Origin of the sequence: Reyranella sp. (assembly GCF_017305915.1) — a bacterium.
Classification (GTDB): domain Bacteria; phylum Pseudomonadota; class Alphaproteobacteria; order Reyranellales; family Reyranellaceae; genus Reyranella.
Genome location: NZ_JAFKJN010000014.1, coordinates 12,293 through 33,732, shown reverse-complemented (window position 1 = coordinate 33,732; position 21,440 = coordinate 12,293). Strand labels below are relative to the sequence as shown.

General features: G+C 69.5%; 20 protein-coding genes and 1 pseudogene. 11 read left to right on the top strand and 10 right to left on the bottom strand.

All coding sequences use genetic code 11. From position 1 onward, the window contains the following. Nucleotides 1-16 precede the first annotated feature (16 nt). Together J0J01_RS12585 and J0J01_RS12580 are read right to left on the bottom strand one after the other, a co-directional pair. On the bottom strand, nt 17-1,177 hold the full coding sequence (locus tag J0J01_RS12585) for a hypothetical protein (protein WP_296381030.1): 1,161 nt from the start codon (nt 1,175-1,177) through the stop codon (nt 17-19). Nucleotides 1,178-1,210: 33 nt separating this feature from the next. Continuing rightward, nucleotides 1,211-2,410 carry an LLM class flavin-dependent oxidoreductase gene (locus J0J01_RS12580; protein WP_296381028.1) on the bottom strand — a complete coding sequence of 400 codons (1,200 nt, stop codon included), beginning with the start codon at nt 2,408-2,410 and terminating at the stop codon, nt 1,211-1,213. 23 nt (nt 2,411-2,433) lie between these two features. On the opposite strand from J0J01_RS12580, the gene J0J01_RS12575 reads away from it, so the two are divergent. Next, entirely contained in the window at nt 2,434-2,793 is a 360-nt protein-coding gene (locus tag J0J01_RS12575) for a GFA family protein (RefSeq protein WP_296381027.1), read from the top strand. Between the two features lie 68 nt (nt 2,794-2,861). Here the strand turns inward: J0J01_RS12575 and J0J01_RS12570 are convergent, their stop codons facing one another. Further along, entirely contained in the window at nt 2,862-3,041 is a 180-nt protein-coding gene (locus tag J0J01_RS12570; RefSeq protein ID WP_296381025.1) for a hypothetical protein, read from the bottom strand. Nucleotides 3,042-3,136: 95 nt separating this feature from the next. Here J0J01_RS12570 and J0J01_RS12565 point away from each other — a divergent pair, with 95 nt between their 5' ends. Then, nucleotides 3,137-4,288: an LLM class flavin-dependent oxidoreductase gene (locus tag J0J01_RS12565; protein WP_296381023.1), complete on the top strand. Its 1,152-nt coding sequence runs from the start codon at nt 3,137-3,139 to the stop codon at nt 4,286-4,288. 105 nt (nt 4,289-4,393) lie between these two features. Further along, nucleotides 4,394-7,135: an autotransporter outer membrane beta-barrel domain-containing protein gene (locus J0J01_RS12560; RefSeq protein ID WP_296381021.1), complete on the top strand. Its 2,742-nt coding sequence runs from the start codon at nt 4,394-4,396 to the stop codon at nt 7,133-7,135. Nucleotides 7,136-7,139: 4 nt separating this feature from the next. Here the strand turns inward: J0J01_RS12560 and J0J01_RS12555 are convergent, their stop codons facing one another. The 4 genes from J0J01_RS12555 to J0J01_RS12540 all read right to left on the bottom strand — a co-directional run bounded on the left by J0J01_RS12555 (nt 7,140) and on the right by J0J01_RS12540 (nt 11,431). Continuing rightward, on the bottom strand, nt 7,140-7,319 hold the full coding sequence (locus tag J0J01_RS12555) for a hypothetical protein (RefSeq protein ID WP_296381019.1): 180 nt from the start codon (nt 7,317-7,319) through the stop codon (nt 7,140-7,142). Between the two features lie 139 nt (nt 7,320-7,458). Continuing rightward, nucleotides 7,459-7,878: a GFA family protein gene (locus J0J01_RS12550; protein WP_296381017.1), complete on the bottom strand. Its 420-nt coding sequence runs from the start codon at nt 7,876-7,878 to the stop codon at nt 7,459-7,461. Nucleotides 7,879-7,982: 104 nt separating this feature from the next. Then, nucleotides 7,983-10,568: an AAA family ATPase gene (locus J0J01_RS12545; RefSeq protein ID WP_296381016.1), complete on the bottom strand. Its 2,586-nt coding sequence runs from the start codon at nt 10,566-10,568 to the stop codon at nt 7,983-7,985. A gap of 149 nt (nt 10,569-10,717) precedes the next feature. Next, on the bottom strand, nt 10,718-11,431 hold the full coding sequence (locus J0J01_RS12540) for an MgtC/SapB family protein (RefSeq protein WP_296381014.1): 714 nt from the start codon (nt 11,429-11,431) through the stop codon (nt 10,718-10,720). 103 nt (nt 11,432-11,534) lie between these two features. On the opposite strand from J0J01_RS12540, the gene J0J01_RS12535 reads away from it, so the two are divergent. Next, a complete protein-coding gene (locus J0J01_RS12535; RefSeq protein WP_296381012.1) occupies nt 11,535-11,831 on the top strand; it encodes a ribbon-helix-helix protein, CopG family in 297 nt (98 codons plus the stop codon). After that, nucleotides 11,819-12,118, top strand: coding sequence for a type II toxin-antitoxin system RelE/ParE family toxin (locus J0J01_RS12530; protein ID WP_296381010.1), 300 nt, complete (start codon nt 11,819-11,821; stop codon nt 12,116-12,118). Before J0J01_RS12535 ends, J0J01_RS12530 begins: the two co-directional genes overlap by 13 nt. On the opposite strand, the gene J0J01_RS12525 is transcribed toward J0J01_RS12530, so the two are convergent. Continuing rightward, complete coding sequence (locus tag J0J01_RS12525) at nt 12,100-12,573, bottom strand: GNAT family N-acetyltransferase (protein ID WP_296381009.1); 474 nt, start codon at nt 12,571-12,573, stop codon at nt 12,100-12,102. The two genes, J0J01_RS12530 and J0J01_RS12525, sit on opposite strands and share 19 nt — an antisense overlap. A gap of 3 nt (nt 12,574-12,576) precedes the next feature. Beyond that, entirely contained in the window at nt 12,577-13,560 is a 984-nt protein-coding gene (argC, locus tag J0J01_RS12520; RefSeq protein WP_296381007.1) for an N-acetyl-gamma-glutamyl-phosphate reductase, read from the bottom strand. A 254-nt stretch (nt 13,561-13,814) separates the two neighbouring features. Between argC and J0J01_RS12515 the strand changes: the two genes are divergently transcribed. Then, nucleotides 13,815-14,297, top strand: coding sequence for an L-2-amino-thiazoline-4-carboxylic acid hydrolase (locus J0J01_RS12515; RefSeq protein ID WP_296381005.1), 483 nt, complete (start codon nt 13,815-13,817; stop codon nt 14,295-14,297). A gap of 77 nt (nt 14,298-14,374) precedes the next feature. Here J0J01_RS12515 and J0J01_RS12510 read toward each other — a convergent pair whose 3' ends face one another. After that, nucleotides 14,375-15,736, bottom strand: coding sequence for an alpha/beta fold hydrolase (locus J0J01_RS12510; RefSeq protein ID WP_296381004.1), 1,362 nt, complete (start codon nt 15,734-15,736; stop codon nt 14,375-14,377). Nucleotides 15,737-15,799: 63 nt separating this feature from the next. Here J0J01_RS12510 and J0J01_RS12505 point away from each other — a divergent pair, with 63 nt between their 5' ends. The 5 genes and pseudogenes from J0J01_RS12505 (at nt 15,800) to J0J01_RS12485 (ending at nt 21,405) form a co-directional block, all read left to right on the top strand. Further along, nucleotides 15,800-16,270: a methylated-DNA--[protein]-cysteine S-methyltransferase gene (locus tag J0J01_RS12505; protein ID WP_296381002.1), complete on the top strand. Its 471-nt coding sequence runs from the start codon at nt 15,800-15,802 to the stop codon at nt 16,268-16,270. 11 nt (nt 16,271-16,281) lie between these two features. Then, a complete protein-coding gene (locus J0J01_RS12500) occupies nt 16,282-18,162 on the top strand; it encodes a uroporphyrinogen-III synthase (RefSeq protein ID WP_296381000.1) in 1,881 nt (626 codons plus the stop codon). Between the two features lie 3 nt (nt 18,163-18,165). After that, a complete protein-coding gene (locus tag J0J01_RS12495) occupies nt 18,166-19,533 on the top strand; it encodes a heme biosynthesis HemY N-terminal domain-containing protein (protein ID WP_296380997.1) in 1,368 nt (455 codons plus the stop codon). Nucleotide 19,534: 1 nt separating this feature from the next. After that, nucleotides 19,535-20,546: pseudogene (locus J0J01_RS12490) on the top strand (methionine synthase). Nucleotides 20,547-20,559: 13 nt separating this feature from the next. Then, nucleotides 20,560-21,405, top strand: a complete 846-nt coding sequence (locus J0J01_RS12485) for a hypothetical protein (protein ID WP_296380996.1) — start codon at nt 20,560-20,562, stop codon at nt 21,403-21,405. Nucleotides 21,406-21,440: the final 35 nt, after the last annotated feature.

Genomic DNA, 21,440 nt, shown 5'->3' with positions numbered 1-21,440 from the left:
TGACTCGCCAAGTAACTCACTGCGTCTGAAAGTACTTCACGAGCGCGTCGGCAACCATGCCGTTCATGCGCGGCGTCGGATGGCCGTCGTGCGGGATGAAGTACGCCCCCCACGTGCTGGGCGGCCCGAGCAGGTTGCGCACCGAGATCACCGGCGCGCCGATCGCCCGCAAGCCATCGAATGCCGGCAGGTACTGCAGGTCGGGCTGGTCGGGCGAGGCCGGCGGCGACGGCTCGGGCCCGTTGCTCAGCAGGATCAGCGACGCGCCGTAACGCTCCCAGACCAGCTCCTTCAGCCGCGCCGTGAGCGCGACGTAGAGCTTCGCCTGCTCGCGCTCCATCGCCTCGTTGGTGAGACGGCGCACGAATCGGAAATGAGTGCGCGCGAGGTAGCCCAGCCCGGCCCAGGGATGGCTCCAGCGATATTCGGTGAAGGTGCCGGAATAGTGCAGCTTGCCGTCCGACCCGAAATCGTAGCGCGGGGCGTTGCCCAGCCACGAGGCATCGCCGGTCACCCGCTCGAGATGCGGCGGCGTCACCCAGACGATCACCGCCGCGACCTTGCCGACCACGGCCTTGTCGAACAGCCCGGTCTCCAGCGCGCGCACCTGGTGGGTAGCGCCCCAGCCCGGCACGCCGAAATTGACGACATGGGCCGCAGGCTTAAGCCTTTGCGCGAACAGCGATGCCGCCGTCTCGTTGTCGTTCACGCCCTCGGAGAAGGCGTAGGAATCGCCCATCACGATGTAGGTCGGCGCCTGGTCGACCGAGCCCGGCGTGACCCGCGCGCCCTGGGCATCGATGGTGTAGGTGACGTCGTAGAGGCGCTGGTCGCCCCAAGTCGCCCGCGCCTTCACCGTGATGTTGGGCTTGAGCTTGTATTGCAGCACCGGATCGTAGGGGTACCAGTCGGGCGGCGTCTGGGTGCGCACCGCGCCGATCTCCTGGCCCGTCGGCTCCAGCAGGTAGAGGCCGAACTCGATGCCGGCGAGGCCGAACAGGAATGCCGCGACGATCAGCGCCGCGTTGCGGCCCAACGCCGACTTCAGCCGCACGATCGAGACCAGACAGACCATGGCCATGACGGCCAGCGCCGCCGCGAACGGCAACACGAGCAGCGAAACGACTGTCACCGCCAACGCCGCCAGCGGCGGCCAGAGCTTTCGCATCACCTTCATTGGCTGCGGCTGTACGGGCTCAGCGGCAAAACCTCAAGCCGCCAGCGCCTCGGCGGCAGGGACGCGCTTGACCTCGTGCGCCTGCAAAATCGGCAGGACCTCCTTCGCGAAGCGCTCGATCTGGTTCATGAACAGGGCGAGCGGCATTGCCCCGCGGTTGAGGCCGATCTGCACCATGTTGGCGCCCGCATGCTCGGCCTGGGCGATGATGCGCTGCGCCACCTCCTCGGCGGTGCCGTAGGGCAGGTTCTGCGCCTGCTTCTCGAAGGCCTCGACGGTCAGGCCGCGGAAGTCCTCGCGCAGCAATGCGGCGGCGCGCTGGTTCTCCGGCCGCACATAGTCGGTCGAATGCTGGCCGACATAGCCTGCCTGCCGCTGCGCCGCGGTCTCGGTGAAGCTGCCGTGGCTGAACAGGGTGCGGTTGAAATAGAGGTGATAGGGCGCGACCTCCTGGATGGCCTGCGCCTTGGAGTCCGCCACATAGGCGTTGAGCGCCAGCGACAGATGATCGGGCGTGATGCGATGGCCCGCCGCCGCCAACGACTTGGCGTAGTGCTTGATGATGTCGTCGCGCAGGCCGCCGCCCGCCAGGCCCGGCGTGATGCCGATATTGTGCTTGCCGGCGAACTCGATCGATTCCTGGCTGCCGACGATCGGGATCATGACCGGCGGATGCGGCCGCTGCACCGGCCGCGGCCACAGCGCCACGTCCTTGTAGGACCAGAACCTGCCCGAATAGGAGAACACGTCCTCGGTCCAGGCGCGCGTCACGATCTCATAGGCCTCCTCGAAGCGGGCGCGCGACTCGGCGAGCGGCACGTTGTGCACCTGGTATTCGCGGGGAATCCCGCGGGCAAAACCCGAGATGATGCGGCCTTCGCTGAGGCAATCGAGCATCGCGAGCTCCTCCGCGAGCCGCAGCGGCTCGTGCAATGGCAGGAGGTTGCCGTAGATCAGGAGCTTCAGCCGCTTGGTGCGCTGCGCCGCCGCCGAGGCCATCAGGTTGGGCGAGTTCATCAGCCCATAGGGCGAGCAGTGATGCTCGTTGAAGCCGACGCCGTCATAGCCCAGCCGATCGAGCGCCTCCCACGCCTCGAGATGCTCGGCGTAGGTCCTGACCGCGACGTCCGCCTTGAAGTGCTGCGGCGGCAGGGGATAGGGCAGCTCCTGTCCCTGTTTGATGTGGTCGAGGTTCTCGCCATAGGCGAGCAGGTCGAAGACGAAGACTTTCATGGGCCGCGAGGCTAGCGTGGCGCATGCTCACCGGACAATGCTTGTGCGGCGCCATCCGCTTCACCGCCGAGGGCCCGCCGAAATGGACCGGCTATTGCCACTGCCGGAGCTGCCGCCGCCAGACCGGCGCGCCGGTCTCGGCCTATGCCGGCTTCGAGACGGCCAAGGTGCGCTTCACGGAAGGCGCGCCGGCCTACTACGTCTCCTCGCGCGGCGTGCGGCGCGGCTTCTGCGCGCGCTGCGGCTCGACGCTCTCGTACGAAGGCGAACGCTGGCCGGGCGAGGTGCATCTGCATATCGGCGCCTTCGACGATTCTTCGGGCCTGGCGCCCAACGGCCAGGCCTTCGCTGACGAGCGGCTGCCCTGGCTGCACCTGACGTAGGGCCGCGGGGCACGGCGAGCAGAGGGCGTCGGGGTGCTGTAGCGGGACGAATACCGTCGCGAGGGGTCTTAACGGACCGCCTCCCGCCAGTTCGGATCGTACGGCGTGGCGGGCAGTCCGGTGCCGCCTTCGCCGCTGCGACCGGGATACATGTGCGCGTAGCGCCCGTCGGCCCCCGGCATGTCCTTGCAGGCGGCCAGGCAGCAGGCGGCGACCAGGACCTGGGCGACGACCTTCAGCTTCCGCATGCGCGCCCTCCTCATGACGTCGAGGCGCGAAAGCATGCTCTTGCCCGGTTGCACCGACAATCTGACAATCCTGTCAAAGCAAACAGGAGGAACGCATGAAGGTCGGGGTCGCCCTGAACATGCTCTACGAGCACGGCAAGCACGACGCCGCGGTGGTGCACGAGCATCTGGCCGAAGGCGACCTGGTCGAGCCGCTGGGCTTCAACTCGCTGTGGGCGCTGGAGCACCACTTCACCGGCTACGCCATGTCGCCGGCGCCGACCCAGACGCTGGCCTACTTCGCCGGCCGCACCAAATGCGTGCAGCTCGGCACCGCGGTGATCGTGCTGCCATGGCACGACCCGGTGCGCGTCGCCGAGCAGATCGCGCTGCTCGACATCATGTGCGGCGGGCGCTGCCTGTTCGGCTTCGGCCGCGGCGCCGCCTCGACCGAGTACGAGGGCTTCCGCATCCCCATGGGCGAGGCGCGGCCGCGCTTCGCCGAGGCGGCGCAGGTCGTGGTCAAGGCGCTCTCGCAGGAAGTGTTCGAGCACCACGGCGAGTTCTTCCAGATCCCGAAGATGTCGATCCGGCCGCGGCCGATCTCCCATCCCGAGCGGCGGTTCTATGCCAGCTCGGTGAGCCCGGAATCGGCGGAGATCATCGCCAAGCTCGGCTTCGGCATGCTCTTCATCATGCAGAACGAATGGAGCAAGTGCCGCGAGGACATCGAGAAGTTCCAGGCGATGAGCACGGCCGCGGGCTTCGATCCCAAGCCGCCGATCATCCTGACCAACATCTCCTGCGCCGAGAGCCGGCAGGAGGCGCAGGAGCGCGCGCACCGGTATCTCGGCCGCAAGTGGCAGTCGATCGACGACCACTATCACTTCTCCGACGGCCACCTAGCGAACGTCAAAGGCTACGAGGCCTACGGCAAGACGGCCAAGACCTACGCCAAGCTCAAGGACCCGGCCAACCTCAAGAAGGCGACCGACTTCTACGTCTCGATCCAGATCGTCGGCACGCCCGACGACTGCCTGCAGCAGCTTGGCCGCCTGCAGCAGGTCACCGGGCTCGAGCACCTGGTCGCCGAGTTCTCGTTCGGCAACCTGCCGCACCACGAGGCCGAGACCAACATGCGCCTGTTTGCCGAGCGCTGCCTGCCGACCCTGCAGAACGACCCGGCCTTCGCGACGCCCAAGCATACGGCGGCTGACACGACCGCACCGCAACGGGCCGCGGGCGAGGGAATCTTCGCGCCGGCCTGACCTCGGCGCGCAAGCGTAAGGCAACTTCCGGCCGGTTGCGCCGTTACTATCGGCGCGCGGCCGAAGTGTGTGCGGCCGCCGGCCACACAGCTACGGAGACTTCACTTGGGGACCGAGCCGTCGAGAAGCCGGCACGCACGGGCTGTCGCCTTCACTCTTTCGTTTCCTTTCTTCGTCGCCTGGGCCTCGGGCGCGGCGGCGCAGACCCCCAACAACAGCTGGTTCGGCGGGACCGACGGCACCTGGTCGAACGGCGGCAATTGGACGGGCAGCACGCCCGTCCCGACGGACACGGTCGGCTTCAACGTCGCGGGCGCCGCCAACCAGCCGACGCTCGACGTCGACCCGACCGTCGCCGGTCTGTTGATGAACGCCACCGGCAACAACACCCTGACCCTGAATGGTCACACGCTGACCATCACCGGGATCGCGACCCAGTCGGGCGGCACCATCACCGGCACGGGCACGGTCGGCCTCACCGGCAGCGGCACCTTCGCCGCCAGCGGCACCGCCGTGCTGGGCAACGGCGTGACGATCTCGACGGCGGGCACCGGCAACACGGTGACGCTGTCCGGCGTCAACTTCGGCGGCACCATCACCGGCTCGGGCGGCCTGATCACCAACGGCTCGGTCATCGTCGGCGGCGGCGCCAGCACCTATACCGGCGGCACCACCATCAACGCCGGCAGCTCGGTGACCCTCGCCGCCACCGACGCCCTGTCGAGCCAGAGCGTGCTCACCAACAACGGCAGCCTCGGCCTCAATGGCTTCGGCCAGACCGTGACTGCGCTCAGCGGCTCGGGCTCGATCGATCTCGGCAGCTTCGGCCTGACCGTCAACGGCAGCGGCAACTCCACCTACTCGGGCACGATCACCGGCAACGGCGACCTGACCAAGGCCGGCACCGGCATCCTCACCCTATCGGGCAACAGCACCTACTTGGGCGGCACCGATCTCAACGGCGGCGCGATCGCCGTCGCCTCCAACACCGCGCTGGGCGGCGGCACGCTCACCATGGCAGCCGGCACGACACTCAGGGCGGCGGGCGGCGTGTCGCTGAGCAATGCCATCTCGCTCGCCGGGAGTGCGACGGTCGATACCAACGGCAACGACATGACGCTGTCGTCCGGGATCACCGGCGCCGGCGCCCTGACCAAGGCCGGCGCCGGCACGCTGACCTTGAGCGGCACCAACAGCTACGGTGGCGGCACCACGGTGGGTGCCGGCACGCTGGCGCTGACCGGCAGCGTCACCGGCAATGCCAGCGTCGCGGCGGGAGCCAGCCTCACCGGCACCGGTACGGTCGGCGGCAACCTCGCGGTCTCCGGCGCCGTCGCGCCCGGCAGCAGCTCGTTCGGCACGCTCAACGTCGGCGGCACCTACACGCAGAACGCGGGCTCCACCTACACCGTGAAGGTCGACAGCGCGGGCCAGAGCGACAAGATCGCCGTCACCGGCGGCGCCACCCTGAACGGCGGCACGGTCAGCGTGCAGGCGGCGAACGGCAGGTATCAGCGGAACACCGCCTACACCATCCTGACCGCCACCGGCGGGGTCTCCGGGGCCTACGCCGGTGTCGCCAGCAATCTCGCCTTCCTGGCGCCGAGCCTGAGCTACGGCAGCAACGCGGTGACGCTCAGCCTGCTGAGCTCAGCCAACTCCTTCCAGTCCGGCGCCCGCACCGCCAACCAGGCGGCGGTTGGCGCCGTGCTCGACCGGGCGAGCCCGACCGCGACCGGGGACTTCGCCACCGTGCTGAACGCGATCTACGGCCTCGACACCGTCCAGGGCCCGCGCGTGCTCGATGCCCTGAGCGGCCAGAACTACGCGGCCTTCGGATCCCTGATGATGCAGGGGTCGCAGGTCTTCATGGACAACTTCCAGGTCCAGGCCGGCGGCGGCCAGAGCGCGGGCGGCTCGGCCGGCCTGTCCGGCAGCAGCAGCTACATGGCACTCAAGGCCGGCGACTGCGACAACGCCAATGCCTGCGATGTCGAGCCGCTGTGGGGCGTGTGGGGCGGCGGCATCGGCGCGCTCGGCACCGTCGCCGGAAGCTCCAACGCGGCCGGCGCCAGCTACAGCCTGGGCGGCTTCATGGCCGGCATCGATCGCAAGTTCGGCAATGGCTTCAGGGCGGGCGTCGCCACCGGCTTCAATGCCGCCAGCATCTACACCCAGGGCATGCCGGGCTACGGCACCTCCAACACGCTGCAGTTCGCGGTGTACGGCGAATACATGGTGGGCGCCTTCTATCTCGACGGCCTGGCCGGCTACGCCCATTCGGAGAACCGCCTCAGCCGGCCGATCGTGATCCCCGGCCTGGCGTTCCGGACGGCGCAGGGCTTCGCCACTGCCAACACCTTCTTCGGCCAGCTCGAGGCCGGCTACAAGATCGTGGTGGCGCCGTCCTTCGGTGGCTTCGTCACGCCGTTCGCGCGCCTGCAGGGCACGACCTCGACCCAGGACGGCTTCACCGAGACCGGCGCCGATTCGCTCAATCTCACGGTCGCGGCGCAGAGCACGAACTCGCTGCGCAGCGTGCTCGGCGCGCAGTTCGGCGCCAGCATCGACACCGGCTGGCGCGAAAAGCTCGCCGTGGTGCTGCGGCTGGGCTGGAGCCACGAGTTCGGCGATGTGAGCCGGCCGGTCAACGCCTCCTTCCTGGGCGCGCCGAGCCTCGGCTTCACCACCTTCGGCAGCACGGCGCCGCGCGACGGCGTGGTATTGGGCCTCGGCGCCAACACCGCCGTCGCCGAACGCACCCGTGTCTACCTGCGCTATGACGGCGATCTTGCCGGCACCAACACCAACCACGTGCTGACGGCCGGCGTGCGCTACGTCTGGTAGCGTGTCAGGTCCGCCACCACGGCCAGCTTGCGGTGGTCGCGGCGCTGTTGCCGGTGCGCTGCTCCAGCTCGAGCACGCGGGCCGCGATCCAGACCCGCACGGCCCGGCTCAGCACCTTCATCCAGCGATGCATTGTCCGGGCGCGGGCGCGCCGGGCGGCGATGACGATCTCGGCATGATCCATGGCCCGTCTCCGTTTCGAGGGAAGGTGTCCCTCTCCGACCGCCCTTGGGGTGTGAAGGGAGGGGGCGGACGGAGAGGGACGAACCCGCACACCGGCGTCGAAACGCCCGTCACGTCGACGCGGTGTGCGGGTGGGTTCGCTATTCGCTGACGATCTCGCCCGAGCCGCCGAACTCCTTGGGGAAGTCCCTGAGCTTGGGCAGCCCGTCCTTCATCGGCAGCACGGCCTCGGCGTAGTTGACGTGCGCGCTGGGCTTGAAGGCGAGGCTCGGCAGCGTGGCGGCAAAGACGTCGACCAGGCTGATCGGCGGATGCAGCGTCAGCAGATGGCCGCCGCACTGCGAGCAGAAGGTACGGTCGCTGAGCGCCGTCTGCTGGAACACCGCGAGCTTGCGCTGGCCCGACTTGACGCGCACCGCGTTGGGCTTCCACAGGCTGAAGGCATTGAGCGGTCCGCCCGACCATGCCCGGCACGCGCGGCAGTGGCAGTAGACCATCGCCTCCGGCTGGCCCGACAGCTCGACAGTGATGGCGCCGCAGCAGCACGATCCGACATGCATTGAGGGGAACTCCCTGGAGGGCCCGAACCGAACGGAAGCTAGGCGACCGCCGCGTGCCGCCGCATCGGAAGGACCTCCCCAATTTGCATTCGATGCTCCCTACCTTAGGCCACGAGCCGTTCGGCGCGGGCAATGCGCGCAGCCTCGCCGCGCGAAGCCGCGCCGAGCTTGGCCAGCACCGACGAGACGTGATGGTCGACCGTCTTGGGCGAGACATGCAGCTTGGCGCCGATGCCGCCGTTGGTCAGGCCGGTCGCGAGGCAGCGCAGGATCTCGAGCTCGCGCACCGTCAGGCCGAACGGGTTGCTGCGCGTCGCCGCGCGCGGTCCTCGCGGGATGTGGCGGATGCCGGCGCCGCGCAAGCGCTGGCGCAGCATCGCCGCCGCCGGCGCCGCGCCAAGCCGCGTGAAGATGTCGAGCGCCTCGATCTGCGCCGGCGGATCGCCGGCGGCCAATGCGCGCGCCTGCTCGTAGGGACAGCCGAGCCGCTGCCATTCGGCCGCCGCGCGCCGCCAATGGCCGCGGCTCTGCAGCAGGAACGGCGGCGCCAGCCACGACGGTGCCGCCATCGGAGAGCCCGCGATCCGGCCCCAGTAGATCAGCTCGCCCGCGAACCACGGATGCTTGCGCCGGATCGCCAGGCCACAGGCGGCGGCCGCTTCGGCGACGGCGCGCTTGCTGTCGCCGCCGAGCCACGCCGCCTCGGCGCGGGCGGCGCGCACCGGCGCCAGCCGCTGCAGGGTGTCGGTCTGCGCCGCCAGCGCCAGCGCCTCGTCGAGCACCGGCCAGGGATCGACGTCGCCGCGCCGCGCCTGGACGCGGCCGAGCGCTGCCAGCGCGACGATGCGGCCGACCGCCGACACGCTCGGCCGCGCCAGCAGATCCGCCGCGACCTCGGCCGCCTCGGTCCAGCGGCCCTGGTAGAGCCGCGTCAGCGCCAGCCAGGCGCGCATGTAATGGTTGGCCGAATCGAGGTCGCGCTCGCAGGTGTAGGCGATGCCCTCGCCGAGATGACGCTCGGCATCGGCCAGGCGATAGATCTCGCCGTAGGACACGCCGATGTTGGTGTGGCCGATGCCGACCAGCGCGTCCATGCCGTGGGCGCGGGCGAGCGCGATGCTGCGCTCGAGATGACCGAGGCCGCTCTCGTCGCCGCTTACCAGCAGGGCCGTGCCGATCACGTTCTCCGCGGCGGCGACGGTGGCGGTGTCGTCGAAGCGTTCGGCGAGCGCGATCGCCTGCCGGCCGAGCGCGATGGCGCCGCCGCAGTCGCGGTCGAGCATCATGAGATGCGCCTGGATGCGATAGGCGTTGGCGAGCTGGCGCGACGGCGGCTCGGCCCTCAGCACCTCGATCGCCAGCCGGCAGGTCTCGTCGGCCGCCGCGTTGCGGCCGCTGCGCACCAGGGGCCAGGCGAGCTCGGCGAGATTCTCGCCCTCCTTCAGCCGGTCGCCGGCCTCGCGTCGCAGCGTTATCGCCTCGCGGCGAGCGGCTTCGGCCTCGGCGAGCCGGTCGACGATGGCCAGTTCCTCGGCATGGGCCTCGCACAGCGCCGCCCGCTCAGGCGCCGCGCGATCGATGGCCTGGCGCAGCATGCGGGCATAGTGCGCCGCCGCTGCGCGATGGGCGCCGACGGAGGACGCCGCGCGCGCCGCGGCCGCGCCGTATTCCAGCACCGCCGCCGCGTCGCCGGCGCCTTCGGCGTATTGCACGAGCTGGGCGAGATCGGCGCGGCGGCCGCTGCCGCTGAGCGCCTTGAGGGCCAGCCGGTTGAGCTCGCGGCGGCGCCCGGGATCGAGATCGACCAGGATGGCCTCGCGCGCCAGCTCGTGCCGGAAGGCGACGCCGTCACCCACCCGCTCGAGCATGCCGACGCGCAGGCACTCGGCGAGGCCGTCGAGCGCGCCGTCCAGCACCTGCTCGAGCAGGCGATGCTCGATGCGGCTGCCGATCACCGCCGCGGCGTCGAGCGCCTTGCGCGCCCGCGGGCAGAGCCGGCCGGCGCGCGCCAGCACCGCGTCGCGCACCGTCGGCGGCAGGCCGACGCCGGACGACAGCACCTCGGTGACGAAGAAGGGATTGCCCGCGGTCTGGCGATGCAGCGAGCCCGCATCCAGAGCGCGATTTCCGACCAGCCGGCGCACCGCGTCGAGCGACAGCCGCGGCAGCTCGAGGCGCACCGTCGCCTTCGACACGGCGAGATCGCCCAGCACCTGGCGCAACGGCGTGTCGGCGACCTCGTCCTCGCGATAGGTCAGCACCAGCAGCGTGCGCGTGCCGGCGATCCGGCGGCCAAGGAACTTCACCAGGTCGAGCGTCGCCTCGTCGGCCCAGTGGATGTCCTCGACCAGCATGAGGTTGGGCGTCTTGTCGCCGCGCATCATGTCGAGCACGGCGGAGAACAGCCCGGCGCGCGGGGCGCCGGCTTCGAGCGCCATCAGCAGATCGGCGCGGGTCTGGCGGGCGATGTCGTAGAGCGGCCCCAGCGGCGTCGGCGTGAACAGGGGATCGCAGTGGCCTGTCAGCACGCACAGCCCCTTGCCGTGCGCCTCGACGAAATGCTCGACGAAGGTGCTCTTGCCGATGCCGGCCTCGCCGCTCACCAGGACGATGCGCCCACGCCCGGCGACGGCGACGGCGAGCGCGGCGGCCAGCACGGCCGTATCCTTTTCCCGTTCCAGCAGGTCCACGAATCACCTCTTCACAGGGTGACGAAGGGAGCCGTGTGACTACGGGTAAATTATTTGCATTCCTAGGAGAATGACGCTGCCGTCAAGCACGATTAGTTGAAGAAAATCAAGGGTTTCGTCTGTTGCGCGAGTGCGGCGGAGGCATGGCATTACTCATCGGGAATCGTGCGATCGACCTGCCAGGTCGCGCCGGTCACCTGCGGCACCAGGCTGAGGCGGCCGACGATCTGCTCCAGCGTCGCGTCGCTGCGCCTGGCGGCCATCGTCTGGGCGGTCACCCGCACATTCGGGCTGTCGTCGAGGTCGCTGCTGTCGATCCGGCGCAGGCCGAGGCCGGCTTCCGCCAACTGGTGCAGCAGCATCGAGCGGATCTGCGCCTCCTCGGTGGCGCGCACGACGATCTCGACGGTGTAGTGCGTCTCGGCGTTGGGCTTGCTGAGCGACAGCCGATTGACCCGCCGCACCAGCGGCCGCAGCAGGAGGTTGGTGCCGACCACGAACGCCCCCGCCAGCAGGGCCGGCGCCCAGTGGCCCGAACCGGCGATCGTGCCGACCATGGCCGAGCACCACAGCGTCGCCGCCGTGTTCAGCCCGTGCACGTTGACGCCGTCGCGCAGGATGATGCCGGCACCGAGGAAGCCGATGCCGCTCACCACCTGTGCCGCGACGCGCGTCGGATCGCCCTGCCCGATCAGACCGGAGAAGATGACGAAGCCCGCGGCACCCAGCGCCACCAGGGCGTTGGTGCGCAGGCCGGCCATTTTCTGATTCCACTGCCGCTCGAACCCGATCATCGAGCCGAGCAGCAGGGCGACCGTCAGCCGAAGCGCCGAGTCGCCGAAGGTAGAGACGTCGAAGGCCATGGCAGTCCGATGCCTGCTGGCCGTTACAGATTCATGACAGCCGGGGTGGGATCACCGGTTCTGGTTTGACTGGCCGGCAAGCAGGTAATACCTAGTAGAGATCATGACTACCCGCCCATCGAAAACAGCGCCCGTATCGCTCAAGCTCGCCCCTGGCGAGCGTGAACGATTGGCCGCGCTTGCGGCGGCGCGGAAGCGGACGTCGCACTATCTGATGCGTGAAGCGGTCAGCGAATATCTCGGCCGGGAGGAGGCGCGCCAGTCGTTCCGCGACGAGGCGGCGCGCGCCTGGCAGGACTACAAGGACACCGGCCTGCACGTCACGCAGGACGAGGTCGATGCATGGGTCGAATCGCTGGGCACCCGTAGGCCCAAGCGCCGGCCCAAATGGCACAAATAGTCTATTCGCGGAACGGCCTCGCCAACCTCGAGCGCCTGTACCGCTTTCTCGCCGACAAGAATCCCGATGCCGCCTCGCGCGCCGTCAGGACGATCCGCGATAAGATCAAGGTCTTATCGCGGCATCCCCGGTTGGGCCGCGTCGATTCCGAACAGTCCGATTGTCGCGAACTGCTGATCCCCTCCGGAAATTCGGGCTACGTCGCGCGCTACCGGCTGGACGGCGGGATCGTGGTGATCCTTGCCATCCGGCACGCGCGCGAGGCCGGCTACGATGTCGAGATGTGACGTCCAGCCGGCTTGCTCATGTAGACGGTGACGCCAAGCGGACCTTCTTCCTTGCGATCGATGCGATAGCCCAACCGGCGGTAGAGCGCGATGTTCTCGGTGAAGCGCGCGTTGGTGTAGAGCCTGATCTCGGCGCGGCCGAGCGCGCGCGCGAGCTGCTCGGCGTGCGCCATCAGCCGGCGGCCGAGACCGCGGCCCTGGAAGGCCGGCGCCACGGCGACGTTCTCGATCAGCAGATGATCGGGCTGGTCGATCGTCTCGATCAGTCCCGCGATCTCGCCGTTCAGCAGCGCGAGGTCGACGCGATGGGCGACGACCGCGTGGTCATAGTCCGCCTGCATCGGCCTGGGCTCGCGGCCGATCAGCGGCACCCACTTGGCGTAGGCATCCCGCGTCAGCGTCCGCACGGCAGCGGCATCAGCCGCCGCCGCACGCCGCAACAGCAGCTCGTTCACCGATCAGGCGACGGTAAGGCCCGTCGCTTCGGCCACGGCAAGACCCGTCGCCTCGTCGACGCCGGTCTTGAGGTTGATGGTCTGCACCGCCGCGCCCGACGCGCCCTTGCCGAGATTGTCGAGCGAGGCGACGACCAGGATCTGCTCCTCGGCCGGGTTGGCGTAGACCGCGATCTCCATCGAGTTGGTGTCGACCAGCCGGTCGGCCCGCAGGAAGCGGTCGCGCTCCAGCCAGCTGCGGTCGGCGAACGGCCGCACCGTGACGAACTTCTCGCCGGCATAGTGCGCTTCCAGCACCTGCTGCACGTCCTTGGCCTCGACCTTCTTCGCGGCGATGTCGCGGGTGATCGGCACGATGACCAGCATGCCCTGGGCGTAGTGGCCGACCGACGGCATGAAGAAGGGCGCGTGCTTGAGGCCCGAGTACTTCTTCATCTCCGGCACGTGCTTGTGGGTGAGCTCCATGCCGTAGAGGCCGAACGGCTCGACGCCCGGGCTCTCGTGCACCGCGATCAGCTCCTTGCCGCCGCCGGTGTAGCCCGAGACGCCGAACACCGCCGGCGTCGAATCGGCGCGCACGATGCCGGCGTCGATCAGCGGCCGCAGGATGCCGATCGCCCCGGTCGGATAGCAGCCGGGGTTGGAGATGCGCGTGCTGTCGTGCAGCTTCTGGCGCTGCTGCTTGTCGAGCTCGGGGAAGCCGTAGGCCCAGCCGTCGGCCACCCGGTGCGCGGTGCTGGCGTCGATCACCACGGTGTCGGAATCGCCCAGGGCACCGACCAGCTCCTTGGCCGCCGCGTCGGGCAGGCAGAGCACGGAGATATCGGAATCGCCGGCGATCTCGGCGCGCTTGGCGAGGTCCTTGCGGTCGGCCATCGGCAGCTCGAGCAGCTCGATGTCCGGGCGGTCCTTCAGCCGGTCCTGGATCTGCAGCCCGGTGGTGCCGTGCTGGCCGTCGATGAAGATTCTGGTCTTGTTGCTGGTCATGGTCTTCTCTCTCGCAAGGTCAGGGCCTCAAAGAGCCGGCTGGAGAAGAGGAAGATGGTGATGGAAGCCGCTCGATCCTCTCCAGCGGCTTCGCGGTACGGCGCGCTTGTTACGCGCGCACATCCATACGCCGCTCGTGGGAGCGGCGGCGTCGCGACCGGAAGGGAGCGAACGTCATCATCGGCGGCGATATTTCATCCGACAGGCGGGATGTCAAGGTGTAGGCTGCCGAATCATCACCGGGAGCGTCCGCCATGAGCCAGTCCGCCCATCCCGAAGGCCTGTCGATGCTGGAAAAGCGCAAGATCGAGGCCGAGATCCTGAAGGAGGTCTACGAGACCCTGAAGGCGAGCCACGGCGAGGAGGTCGCCCGCAAGACGATCGCCGAATCGGTGCGGCGCTCGGCGATCGAGCAGGCCAGGGCGTTCGCCGCGACGGCGCCGGGCGGGACCTCGCTCAAGGCCTTCCAGGACGTGATGCCGCTCTGGACCAAGGGCGGCGCGCTGGAGATCGAGGTCAAGGAGCAGAGCGAATCGAGCTTCCGCTTCAACGTCACGCGCTGCCGCTATGCCGAGACCTACAAGGCGATGGGGCTGGGCGAGATCGGGCACCTGCTGTCGTGCAACCGCGATGGCGCCTTCTGCGAAGGCTACGATCCCAAGCTCAAGCTCGCGCGCAGCCAGACCATCATGCAGGGCGCCAGCCACTGCGACTTCAAGTACACGTACGAGAAGTGACGAGGCCGCAGGCCCTGTCATCCTGAGGCGCAGCCGAAGGATCCTTCGCTACGCTCAGGATGACAGCTCCGCCGCCGTCAGTTCAGGAACTCGGCCACCACGATGTGGTTCTGCTTGGTCGGCCAGGTGCGGGCGACGACGGTCTCGTTGTTGAACACCGCCAGCACCGTGCGTGGACCTGATTCGAACGGCAGGCGCGCGCTCGAGATGGCGGGCACGCCGTCGGTGATGCCGGGCGGCACCTTGCCGTCGAGCGAGAACTTGTCGCGACCGACGCCGAAATAGCCGCGCGGCCGGCTCATCACCACCACGGCGGCGGCGCCCTCGTCGGCTTTCGCGAACGGCTCGGGCCGCAGGTGCACCACGTCGCTCGAGCGCAGGAAGGGCGAGCGATAGGTGTGGGTGATCGGCTGCCCGGCCATCTGCAGCACGAACTCGTAATACGCATCGGAGCTGCCGATGAACGGGCCCCACTGGCCGTCGGCGCCGGTGGTCTTGCGATGGACCGGCTGGTTGGTCTTGCGCTCGCCGGTCTTGGCATCGACCTCGTAGATCTCGACGTCGGCGTCGGCGACCGGCAGGTTGGTGTAGAGGCCGTCGGCCACGCCGGTGACGCGGCCGTTCAGCGTCGGCTTGGGCTCGTGGGTGATGAACAGCGTGCCGGCGGGCTTGCCGGCGATGAACTGGTATTGCGCGGCGAAGGCAAGCTTGTGGAACGCCGTCTCGCGGTGATCGACGCCGTCGAGGATCACGTTGCGCGCGCCGCGCAGCTCCGAGGAATCGAAGCCGACGCCGGTCGGCTTGCCGGGCTGGCCGAGATAGCGGCCGTCGGGCTGCGAGAACTTGTCGTTCTTGTCGGAGCGGATGGCCATCAGCTCGACGCCCGATATGAGATCGTCGGGCCCGCCGTTCAGTCCCTTGAGGAAGGGCGCCGCGCCGTTGAACTCGCTGCCGACCAGGAAGGTCTCAGAATTCACCACGCCCCGGTTGGGCGTGCCGCACAGCACGGCGTGGCTCACCGAATCGGCACCGCCGCCGTTCTTGAGGTAGTTGCGCACCGCGTTGCCGCCGCGGGAGCTCGCGATCAGCGCGACCTTGCGGCGGCGCGTGTCCTTCTTCACCTGGGCGACGAAGGCCGAGAGCTCCTTCAGCGCGTCGGCGGTCGAGGAGCGGAAGGGCTGGACCTTGGAATCGTCGCTGAGCGCGCTCGGAAAGCTGAAGTCGATCGCGAACAGGTGGCTGCGCTTGTAGCCGTTGGCCTCGAAGCGCCACAGGTTGTTGATCCAGAGCGCGCCGGAATCGCCGTTGCCGTGCACGAACACGACCGGCGGCATCGGCTCGTTGGCCGGCGCCTGGCGACGCGGCGCCTGCGGCTGCTGGCCGAGGGTCACGGTCGGCCATAGCGCGGCAGCGCCGACGAGCAGGCTGCGCCTCTTCATTCTCCCCCACGTCTCCATCGCCTCATGTTGGCAAAGGAAGCTTACGAACGCTACGCTCTCACCATGACGAATTGTTGTTATGTCGCGAGCCCGGTCGGCCGGCTGGCGCTGGAGGCGGACGGCGAGGCGCTGACCGGCGTGCGCTGGGCCGGCGCCGGCGAGCGCGCCCGGGACAACAGCAATCTGTCGCCGGTGCTCAAGGAGGCGCGGCACCAGCTCGAGCGCTATTTCGCGCGCAAGCTCAAGGCCTTCGACCTGCCGCTCGCCGCCCGCGGCACCGATTTCCAGAAGAGCGTCTGGAAGATGATGAGCGAGATCCCCTACGGCGAGACCGCGACCTATGGCGGCATGGCGATGGCGCTGGGCTCGGGCCCGCGCGCCGTCGGCATGGCCTGCGGGCGCAATCCGATCCCGATCATCGTGCCCTGCCATCGCGTGCTGGGCAGCGGCGGCAAGGAAGGCGGCTTCTCCGGCGGCCAGGGCCTGCCGACCAAGCGCAAGCTGCTGGCGCTCGAGGGCGTTGTTCTCCTTTAGTATCCGAAATCATGCGTGTGCTGATCACCCGGCCGGAACGCGAGGCGGCCAACCTCGCCCAGGCCTTGCGCGGCCGCCGGCACGAGCCGGTGATCGCACCCTTGTTCCGGCTGCAGATGCTGCATCCGCCCGAGGGTTTCGCCGCCACCCTGGCCGCCGCCCAGGCGATCCTGGTCACCAGCGCCAACGGCGCGCGGGCGCTGGCCGAGGCGACCGCGACGCGCAGCAAGCCCATCCTCGCCGTCGGCGACACCACCGCCGCGACCGCCGAAGGCCTGGGCTTCACCCACGTGACCTCGGCGTCGGGTGACGCGGCAGCCCTGGCCGACCTCGTCCGCCAGCGGCTCGAGCCTGAGGCGGGGCCGCTGCTGCATGTCTCGGGCGCCGACGTCGCCGACACCCCGGCACCCGAAGGCTTCGAGGTACAACGGGTCGTGCTCTACGAGGCGCACGAGGCTGAGGCCCTGCCCGAGTCGGCGCGCGCCGCGCTCGAGGCGCGGGCGGTCGACGTCGCCACCTTCTTCTCGCCCCGGGCGGCGCGGCTCTTCGCCCGGCTGGTGATCGAGGCCAAACTCACCGAGACCTGCCGGCCGGTCACTGCGATCGCCATCAGCCCGGCCGCCGCCCAGCCGCTCGCCGATCTGCCCTTCGCGCGCGCCGTCGCGGCAGAGCGTCCCACCCGCCAGTCGGTGCTGGATGAGATCGACCGCCTGCCCCCACCCGGCGTACAAAGCCCCGAGCCCCTGGAGCCCATGACCGACGCCTCTGCGCCCCCCCACGCCCCTACGGAGCCCAAGACCGTCGACGCCACCGTCGTTCCCACGCCGGCGCCGGCGCGCGGCCTGGGGGTGGTCGGTGCCTTCGTGATCGGCCTGGTCGCGGCCGCGATCGTGCTGGCCGCCGCCGTGCTGTCGCTGCCCTACTGGCCGCAGGAGGCCCGCACCCTGTGGCGCGGCCCGATCGCGCCGCCGCCGGCATCGCTGCCGGCTCCTGTGATGGACACCGCCGCACTGGATGCCGCCAAGCGCGAGCTCGGCGCCCGGCTCGACGATCTCGACAGGCGCGTGCGCGCCGCCGCCGCGGCAGCAGCGCAGGCCGGCCAGACCACCTCTCAACCTGCACCTGCGCTGGCACCCGCAGTTCCCGACCCTGCCATCACCGAACTCCGCCGCAAGCTCGAGGCGCTGGAGAACAGGCCGATCCCCGAGGCCGACACCTCGTCGCTCAAATCGGAGATCGTCGCGCTGCGCGCGGCATTGCAGTCGCTCGACCAGGCGGTCGCGGGCCAGAAAGCCTCCGTCGACAAGGCGGCCGAAGCGGCGCAGGCCAGCGTCAGCGGCGAGCAGAAGGCGATCGCCGCCGCCCGCGGCTCGGCGGTGATCGGCATCGCTGCCCGGATCAGCGCGGCGCTCACCGCCGGCCAGCCCTTCACCCAGGACCTCGCGCTGCTGCAGCCGCTGGCGCAGGGTGACGCCAGGGGCGATACCAAGCTTACCGAGCTGATCGGGGTCCTGCAGCCGCATGCCAAGGGCGTGACCTCGCGCGCGGCACTCGCGGCTGCGTTCCCGGCAATGGCCAAGCGGGCGATGGCCGACGACCTCGCCGACGATTCCTTCTGGCAACGCCTGCTCGGCAAGCTGAAGAGCGTGGTGTCGCTGCGCCGCACCGGCGATGTGCCGGGCGATTCGGTCGAGGCCAAGCTCGCGCGCGCCGAGGCGGCAATCAACGCGGGCGACATCGCCAAGGCCGTCGAGCTGGTGAAGTCGCTGCCGCCGCAGACCTCGCGCGCGACGGCCGACTGGCTGGCGCGGGCCGAGGCGCATCTCGCCGCCCAGCGCGCGGTCGATCAGCTCGCGGCGCAGGCGGTGGCCCTGCTGGGCAGCGCGCGGTAGCCGATGACCTTCATCCGCACGCTGATCTGGTTCGTTTTGGCCGGCGTGGCGATGCTGGGCGCCGTCTGGCTGGCCGAGCGGCCGGGCAATGTCACGGTCCAATGGCGCGGCTGGCGGCTCGACACCAGTGTCGGCGTGCTGCTAGTCGCCGTGCTGATCCTGATCCTGGTCGGCATCGCGCTGTGGTTGGTCTATCGCTGGATCATGGGCGCACCGGGCGCGCTGATGGAGGGCTGGGGCGAGAGCCGCCGCCGCAAGGGCTATCGCGAGCTGACGCAGGGCCTCGCCGCCGTGGCGGCAGGCGACGGCACCGAAGCGCAGCGCCACGCCAGGCGCGCCGAGCAGCTCCTGTCCGAGCCGCCGCTGACGCTGCTGCTGTCGGCGCAGGCGGCGCAGCTCAACGGCGATCGCGACTCGGCAACCCGCGCCTTCAAGGCGATGCTCGAGGACGACGAGATGGCCTTCCTCGGCCTGCGCGGGCTGATCGCCCAGTCGCTGCGCGACGGCAACCAGCAGCAGGCGCTGACCTACGCCCAGCGCGCCTTTGCGCTCAGGCCGCAGACGCCGTGGGTGGTGCATTCGCTGTTCGACATGCAGGCGCAGACCGGCCAGTGGAAAGCCGCGCAGGAGACGCTCGAGACAGGCATGCGGCAGAAGGTTGTGTCCGCCGATCGCGCCCGCACCCTGCGGGCCCTGCTGCTGGTCGAGCGCAGCCGCAGCGGCGAGAACGACGGCAACGATGCGCAGGCACTTGCCTTCGCGCGCGAGGCCTTCGGCCTGGCGCCCGAGCGCATCGCGGTGGCGAGCCGGCTGGCCGAGCTGCAGATCAAATCGGGCGACGGCAAGCGGGCGATGAAGACGCTGGAGAAGACGTGGTCGCTGGCGCCGCATCCCGACCTCGCCGAGCTCTACATAAAGGCGTCGGGCGAGAGCGATCCGCTGAAGCAGGTCGGCATCGTGCGCCGGCTCACCGCGCAAAGACCCGAGGACCTGGAAAGCAACCTGGCGCTCGCCAAGGTGGCGCTCGACGCCGGCCTGTGGGGCGAGGCGCGCCGCTATCTCGACGCGGCCGGCGGCAGCAATCCGACGGTGCGGGTCTGCCGCCTGATGGCCGAGGTCGAGGAGCGCGCGCAATCGGACCAGGCCAAGGTGCACGACTGGCTGTCGCGCGCCGCGCACGCACCGGCCGACAAGGCGTGGCGCTGCTCGGCCTGTCACGCCCATCACGAGAGCTGGCGCTCGGTGTGCGAGAGCTGCGGCGCGTTCGGTACCCTGCACTGGCGGGCGCCCGGCACCTTCGGCCAGGTGCTGCCGCCCGAAGCCAGGCCGGCGCTCGGCATGACGACAATGAATACCGTTTCGGGAGGATAGGATGTTCGAGACCACGCTCGCCGGCAGCTTACCCAAGCCGAGCTGGCTCGCCCAACGTGCTGTGGGCGCCGTGGACGCTCGCCGGATCGCCCTTGCAAGAGGCGAAGGAGGACGCGACCGCGCTCGCCATCAAGCGCCAGGAAGAGGCCGGCATCGACATCGTCAGCGACGGCGAGCAGGCGCGGCAGCATTTCGTGCACGGCTTCCTGGCCGAGGTCGACGGCGTCGACTTCGGCAAGAAGGTGCGCATGGGCATCCGCAACAACCGTTACGACGCCGACTGCCCGACCGTCACCTCGGCGCTGAAGCGGCGCAAGTTCGTGCACGAGAAGGAAGCGCGCGTCGCGAGAGCCGCGACCGCGCGCAAGCTCAAGTTCACCCTGCCCGGGCCGATGACCCTGATCGACACCCTGGCCGACGGCTACTACGGCGACCGGGTGAAGATGGCCTTCGCCTTCGCCGAGCTGTTGAACCAGGAAGCCAAGGACCTCGAGAAGCTCGGCGTCGACGTCGTGCAGTTCGACGAGCCGGCCTTCAACGTCTATCTCGACGAGACCGTGGAATGGGGCGTGCCGGCGCTGGAGAAGGCAGCGGCAGGCCTGAAGTGCACGACCGCCGTGCACATCTGCTACGGCTACGGCATTGAGGCCAACATCAAGTGGAAGGAGACGCTGGGCGAGAGCTGGCGGCAGTACGAGAAGACCTTCCCGGCGCTCGACCGCAGCAGGATCCAGCAGGTCTCGCTGGAATGCCGGCAGAGCCACGTGCCGCCGGAGCTGATGAAGCTGCTGCCCAACAAGACCGTGCTGGTCGGCGCCATCGACGTCGCGTCGGATACAATTGAAACACCCGAAGAGGTCGCGGCGACGCTGAAGCTCGCGACTGAGTTCGTCGACCCCGAACGGATACAGGCCTGCACCAATTGCGGCATGGCGCCAATGACGCTGGCCACCGCCTACGGTAAGCTGCGCGCCCTGGCACAGGGAGCCGCGCTGGCGCGCAAGAGCCTGTAGCCATAGGAGCGCGATGGCCCAGCACCGGGTCGCTGTCGACGAGCGCACGCCGCTCTTCCTGCTGATCATCGACGCGATCGCCTTCTGGCTTCGCAGCCAGGCGCTGTTTTGGCTGCTGGTGCTGCCGATCGTGGGGCTGGCGGCGGCCGGCACCTATCTCGTCGACACGGTGAAGCAGTTCACCTTCCTGCGCCGGCCCGAGGGCTGGCATTTCCTGTTCGCGCTGATCTACGCCCTGTTCCTCGATCGCTGGATCAAGGAATCGCTGCTCGACGATGCGGCGCCCTGCGACGGCGTCGACACGCTGCGCCATGCGCTGGTGCCGGCGCCGTTCCTGATGTTCGCCATCGTCTTCTTCCTGTTCGCCATGGGCTTGAGCTGGCTGCAACTGCAGGGCATCGAACAGGCGCTGGTCGCCCGCGGCCTGCCGTCGGCGATGGTCGTGCCGCTCGGGACCCTGCTCGCCTGGCTGCCGCACCTGCTGGTGTGGGCGACGGTGCTCGCCTTCGTCATCCTGCTGGTGCCGGCGTGGTGCGCCGGCGCCCCCTTGTCGCTCGGCCAAGCGTGGCGCCTGTCGGAGCCGGTGCGGCCCAAGCTGTTCCGCCTGATCGTCGGCGCGGTGCTGCTGTCGATGGCGATCTATGCCGCGACCCAGTGGGGCCTCGAGGTCCTGCCGAAGAAGCCGTGGATGCCGGCCGCCATGGTCGCCGCCCAGCGGCTGGCCGACTGCCTGCTGCTCGCGATCGCCGGCCACGTGCTGGCGTCGCTGTTTCGCGCGCTTGCAGACTGGCAGCAACCGGAGCCCGAGGACCGGCCGTTCCGCAACATGCGACTCCGTCCGCGCGGCACGGCGCGTTAGACTGCGCCCTCCAGGGCTGGGGGGAGTCCGTATGC

Bases quoted from the DNA above. Each gene is read 5' to 3' on its own strand.
- J0J01_RS12540 (WP_296381014.1), bottom strand. From the start codon at position 11,431: ATGGCCTTCGACGTCTCTACCTTCGGCGACTCGGCGCTTCGGCTGACG.
- J0J01_RS12510 (WP_296381004.1), bottom strand. From the start codon at position 15,736: ATGAAGAGGCGCAGCCTGCTCGTCGGCGCTGCCGCGCTATGGCCGACC.
- J0J01_RS12550 (WP_296381017.1), bottom strand. From the start codon at position 7,878: ATGCATGTCGGATCGTGCTGCTGCGGCGCCATCACTGTCGAGCTGTCG.
- J0J01_RS12575 (WP_296381027.1), top strand. From the start codon at position 2,434: ATGCTCACCGGACAATGCTTGTGCGGCGCCATCCGCTTCACCGCCGAG.
- J0J01_RS12515 (WP_296381005.1), top strand. From the start codon at position 13,815: ATGAGCCAGTCCGCCCATCCCGAAGGCCTGTCGATGCTGGAAAAGCGC.
- J0J01_RS12530 (WP_296381010.1), top strand. From the start codon at position 11,819: ATGGCACAAATAGTCTATTCGCGGAACGGCCTCGCCAACCTCGAGCGC.
- J0J01_RS12555 (WP_296381019.1), bottom strand. From the start codon at position 7,319: ATGGATCATGCCGAGATCGTCATCGCCGCCCGGCGCGCCCGCGCCCGG.
- J0J01_RS12505 (WP_296381002.1), top strand. From the start codon at position 15,800: ATGACGAATTGTTGTTATGTCGCGAGCCCGGTCGGCCGGCTGGCGCTG.
- argC (WP_296381007.1), bottom strand. From the start codon at position 13,560: ATGACCAGCAACAAGACCAGAATCTTCATCGACGGCCAGCACGGCACC.
- J0J01_RS12500 (WP_296381000.1), top strand. From the start codon at position 16,282: ATGCGTGTGCTGATCACCCGGCCGGAACGCGAGGCGGCCAACCTCGCC.
- J0J01_RS12495 (WP_296380997.1), top strand. From the start codon at position 18,166: ATGACCTTCATCCGCACGCTGATCTGGTTCGTTTTGGCCGGCGTGGCG.
- J0J01_RS12565 (WP_296381023.1), top strand. From the start codon at position 3,137: ATGAAGGTCGGGGTCGCCCTGAACATGCTCTACGAGCACGGCAAGCAC.
- J0J01_RS12535 (WP_296381012.1), top strand. From the start codon at position 11,535: ATGACTACCCGCCCATCGAAAACAGCGCCCGTATCGCTCAAGCTCGCC.
- J0J01_RS12485 (WP_296380996.1), top strand. From the start codon at position 20,560: ATGGCCCAGCACCGGGTCGCTGTCGACGAGCGCACGCCGCTCTTCCTG.
- J0J01_RS12585 (WP_296381030.1), bottom strand. From the start codon at position 1,177: ATGAAGGTGATGCGAAAGCTCTGGCCGCCGCTGGCGGCGTTGGCGGTG.
- J0J01_RS12580 (WP_296381028.1), bottom strand. From the start codon at position 2,410: ATGAAAGTCTTCGTCTTCGACCTGCTCGCCTATGGCGAGAACCTCGAC.
- J0J01_RS12570 (WP_296381025.1), bottom strand. From the start codon at position 3,041: ATGCGGAAGCTGAAGGTCGTCGCCCAGGTCCTGGTCGCCGCCTGCTGC.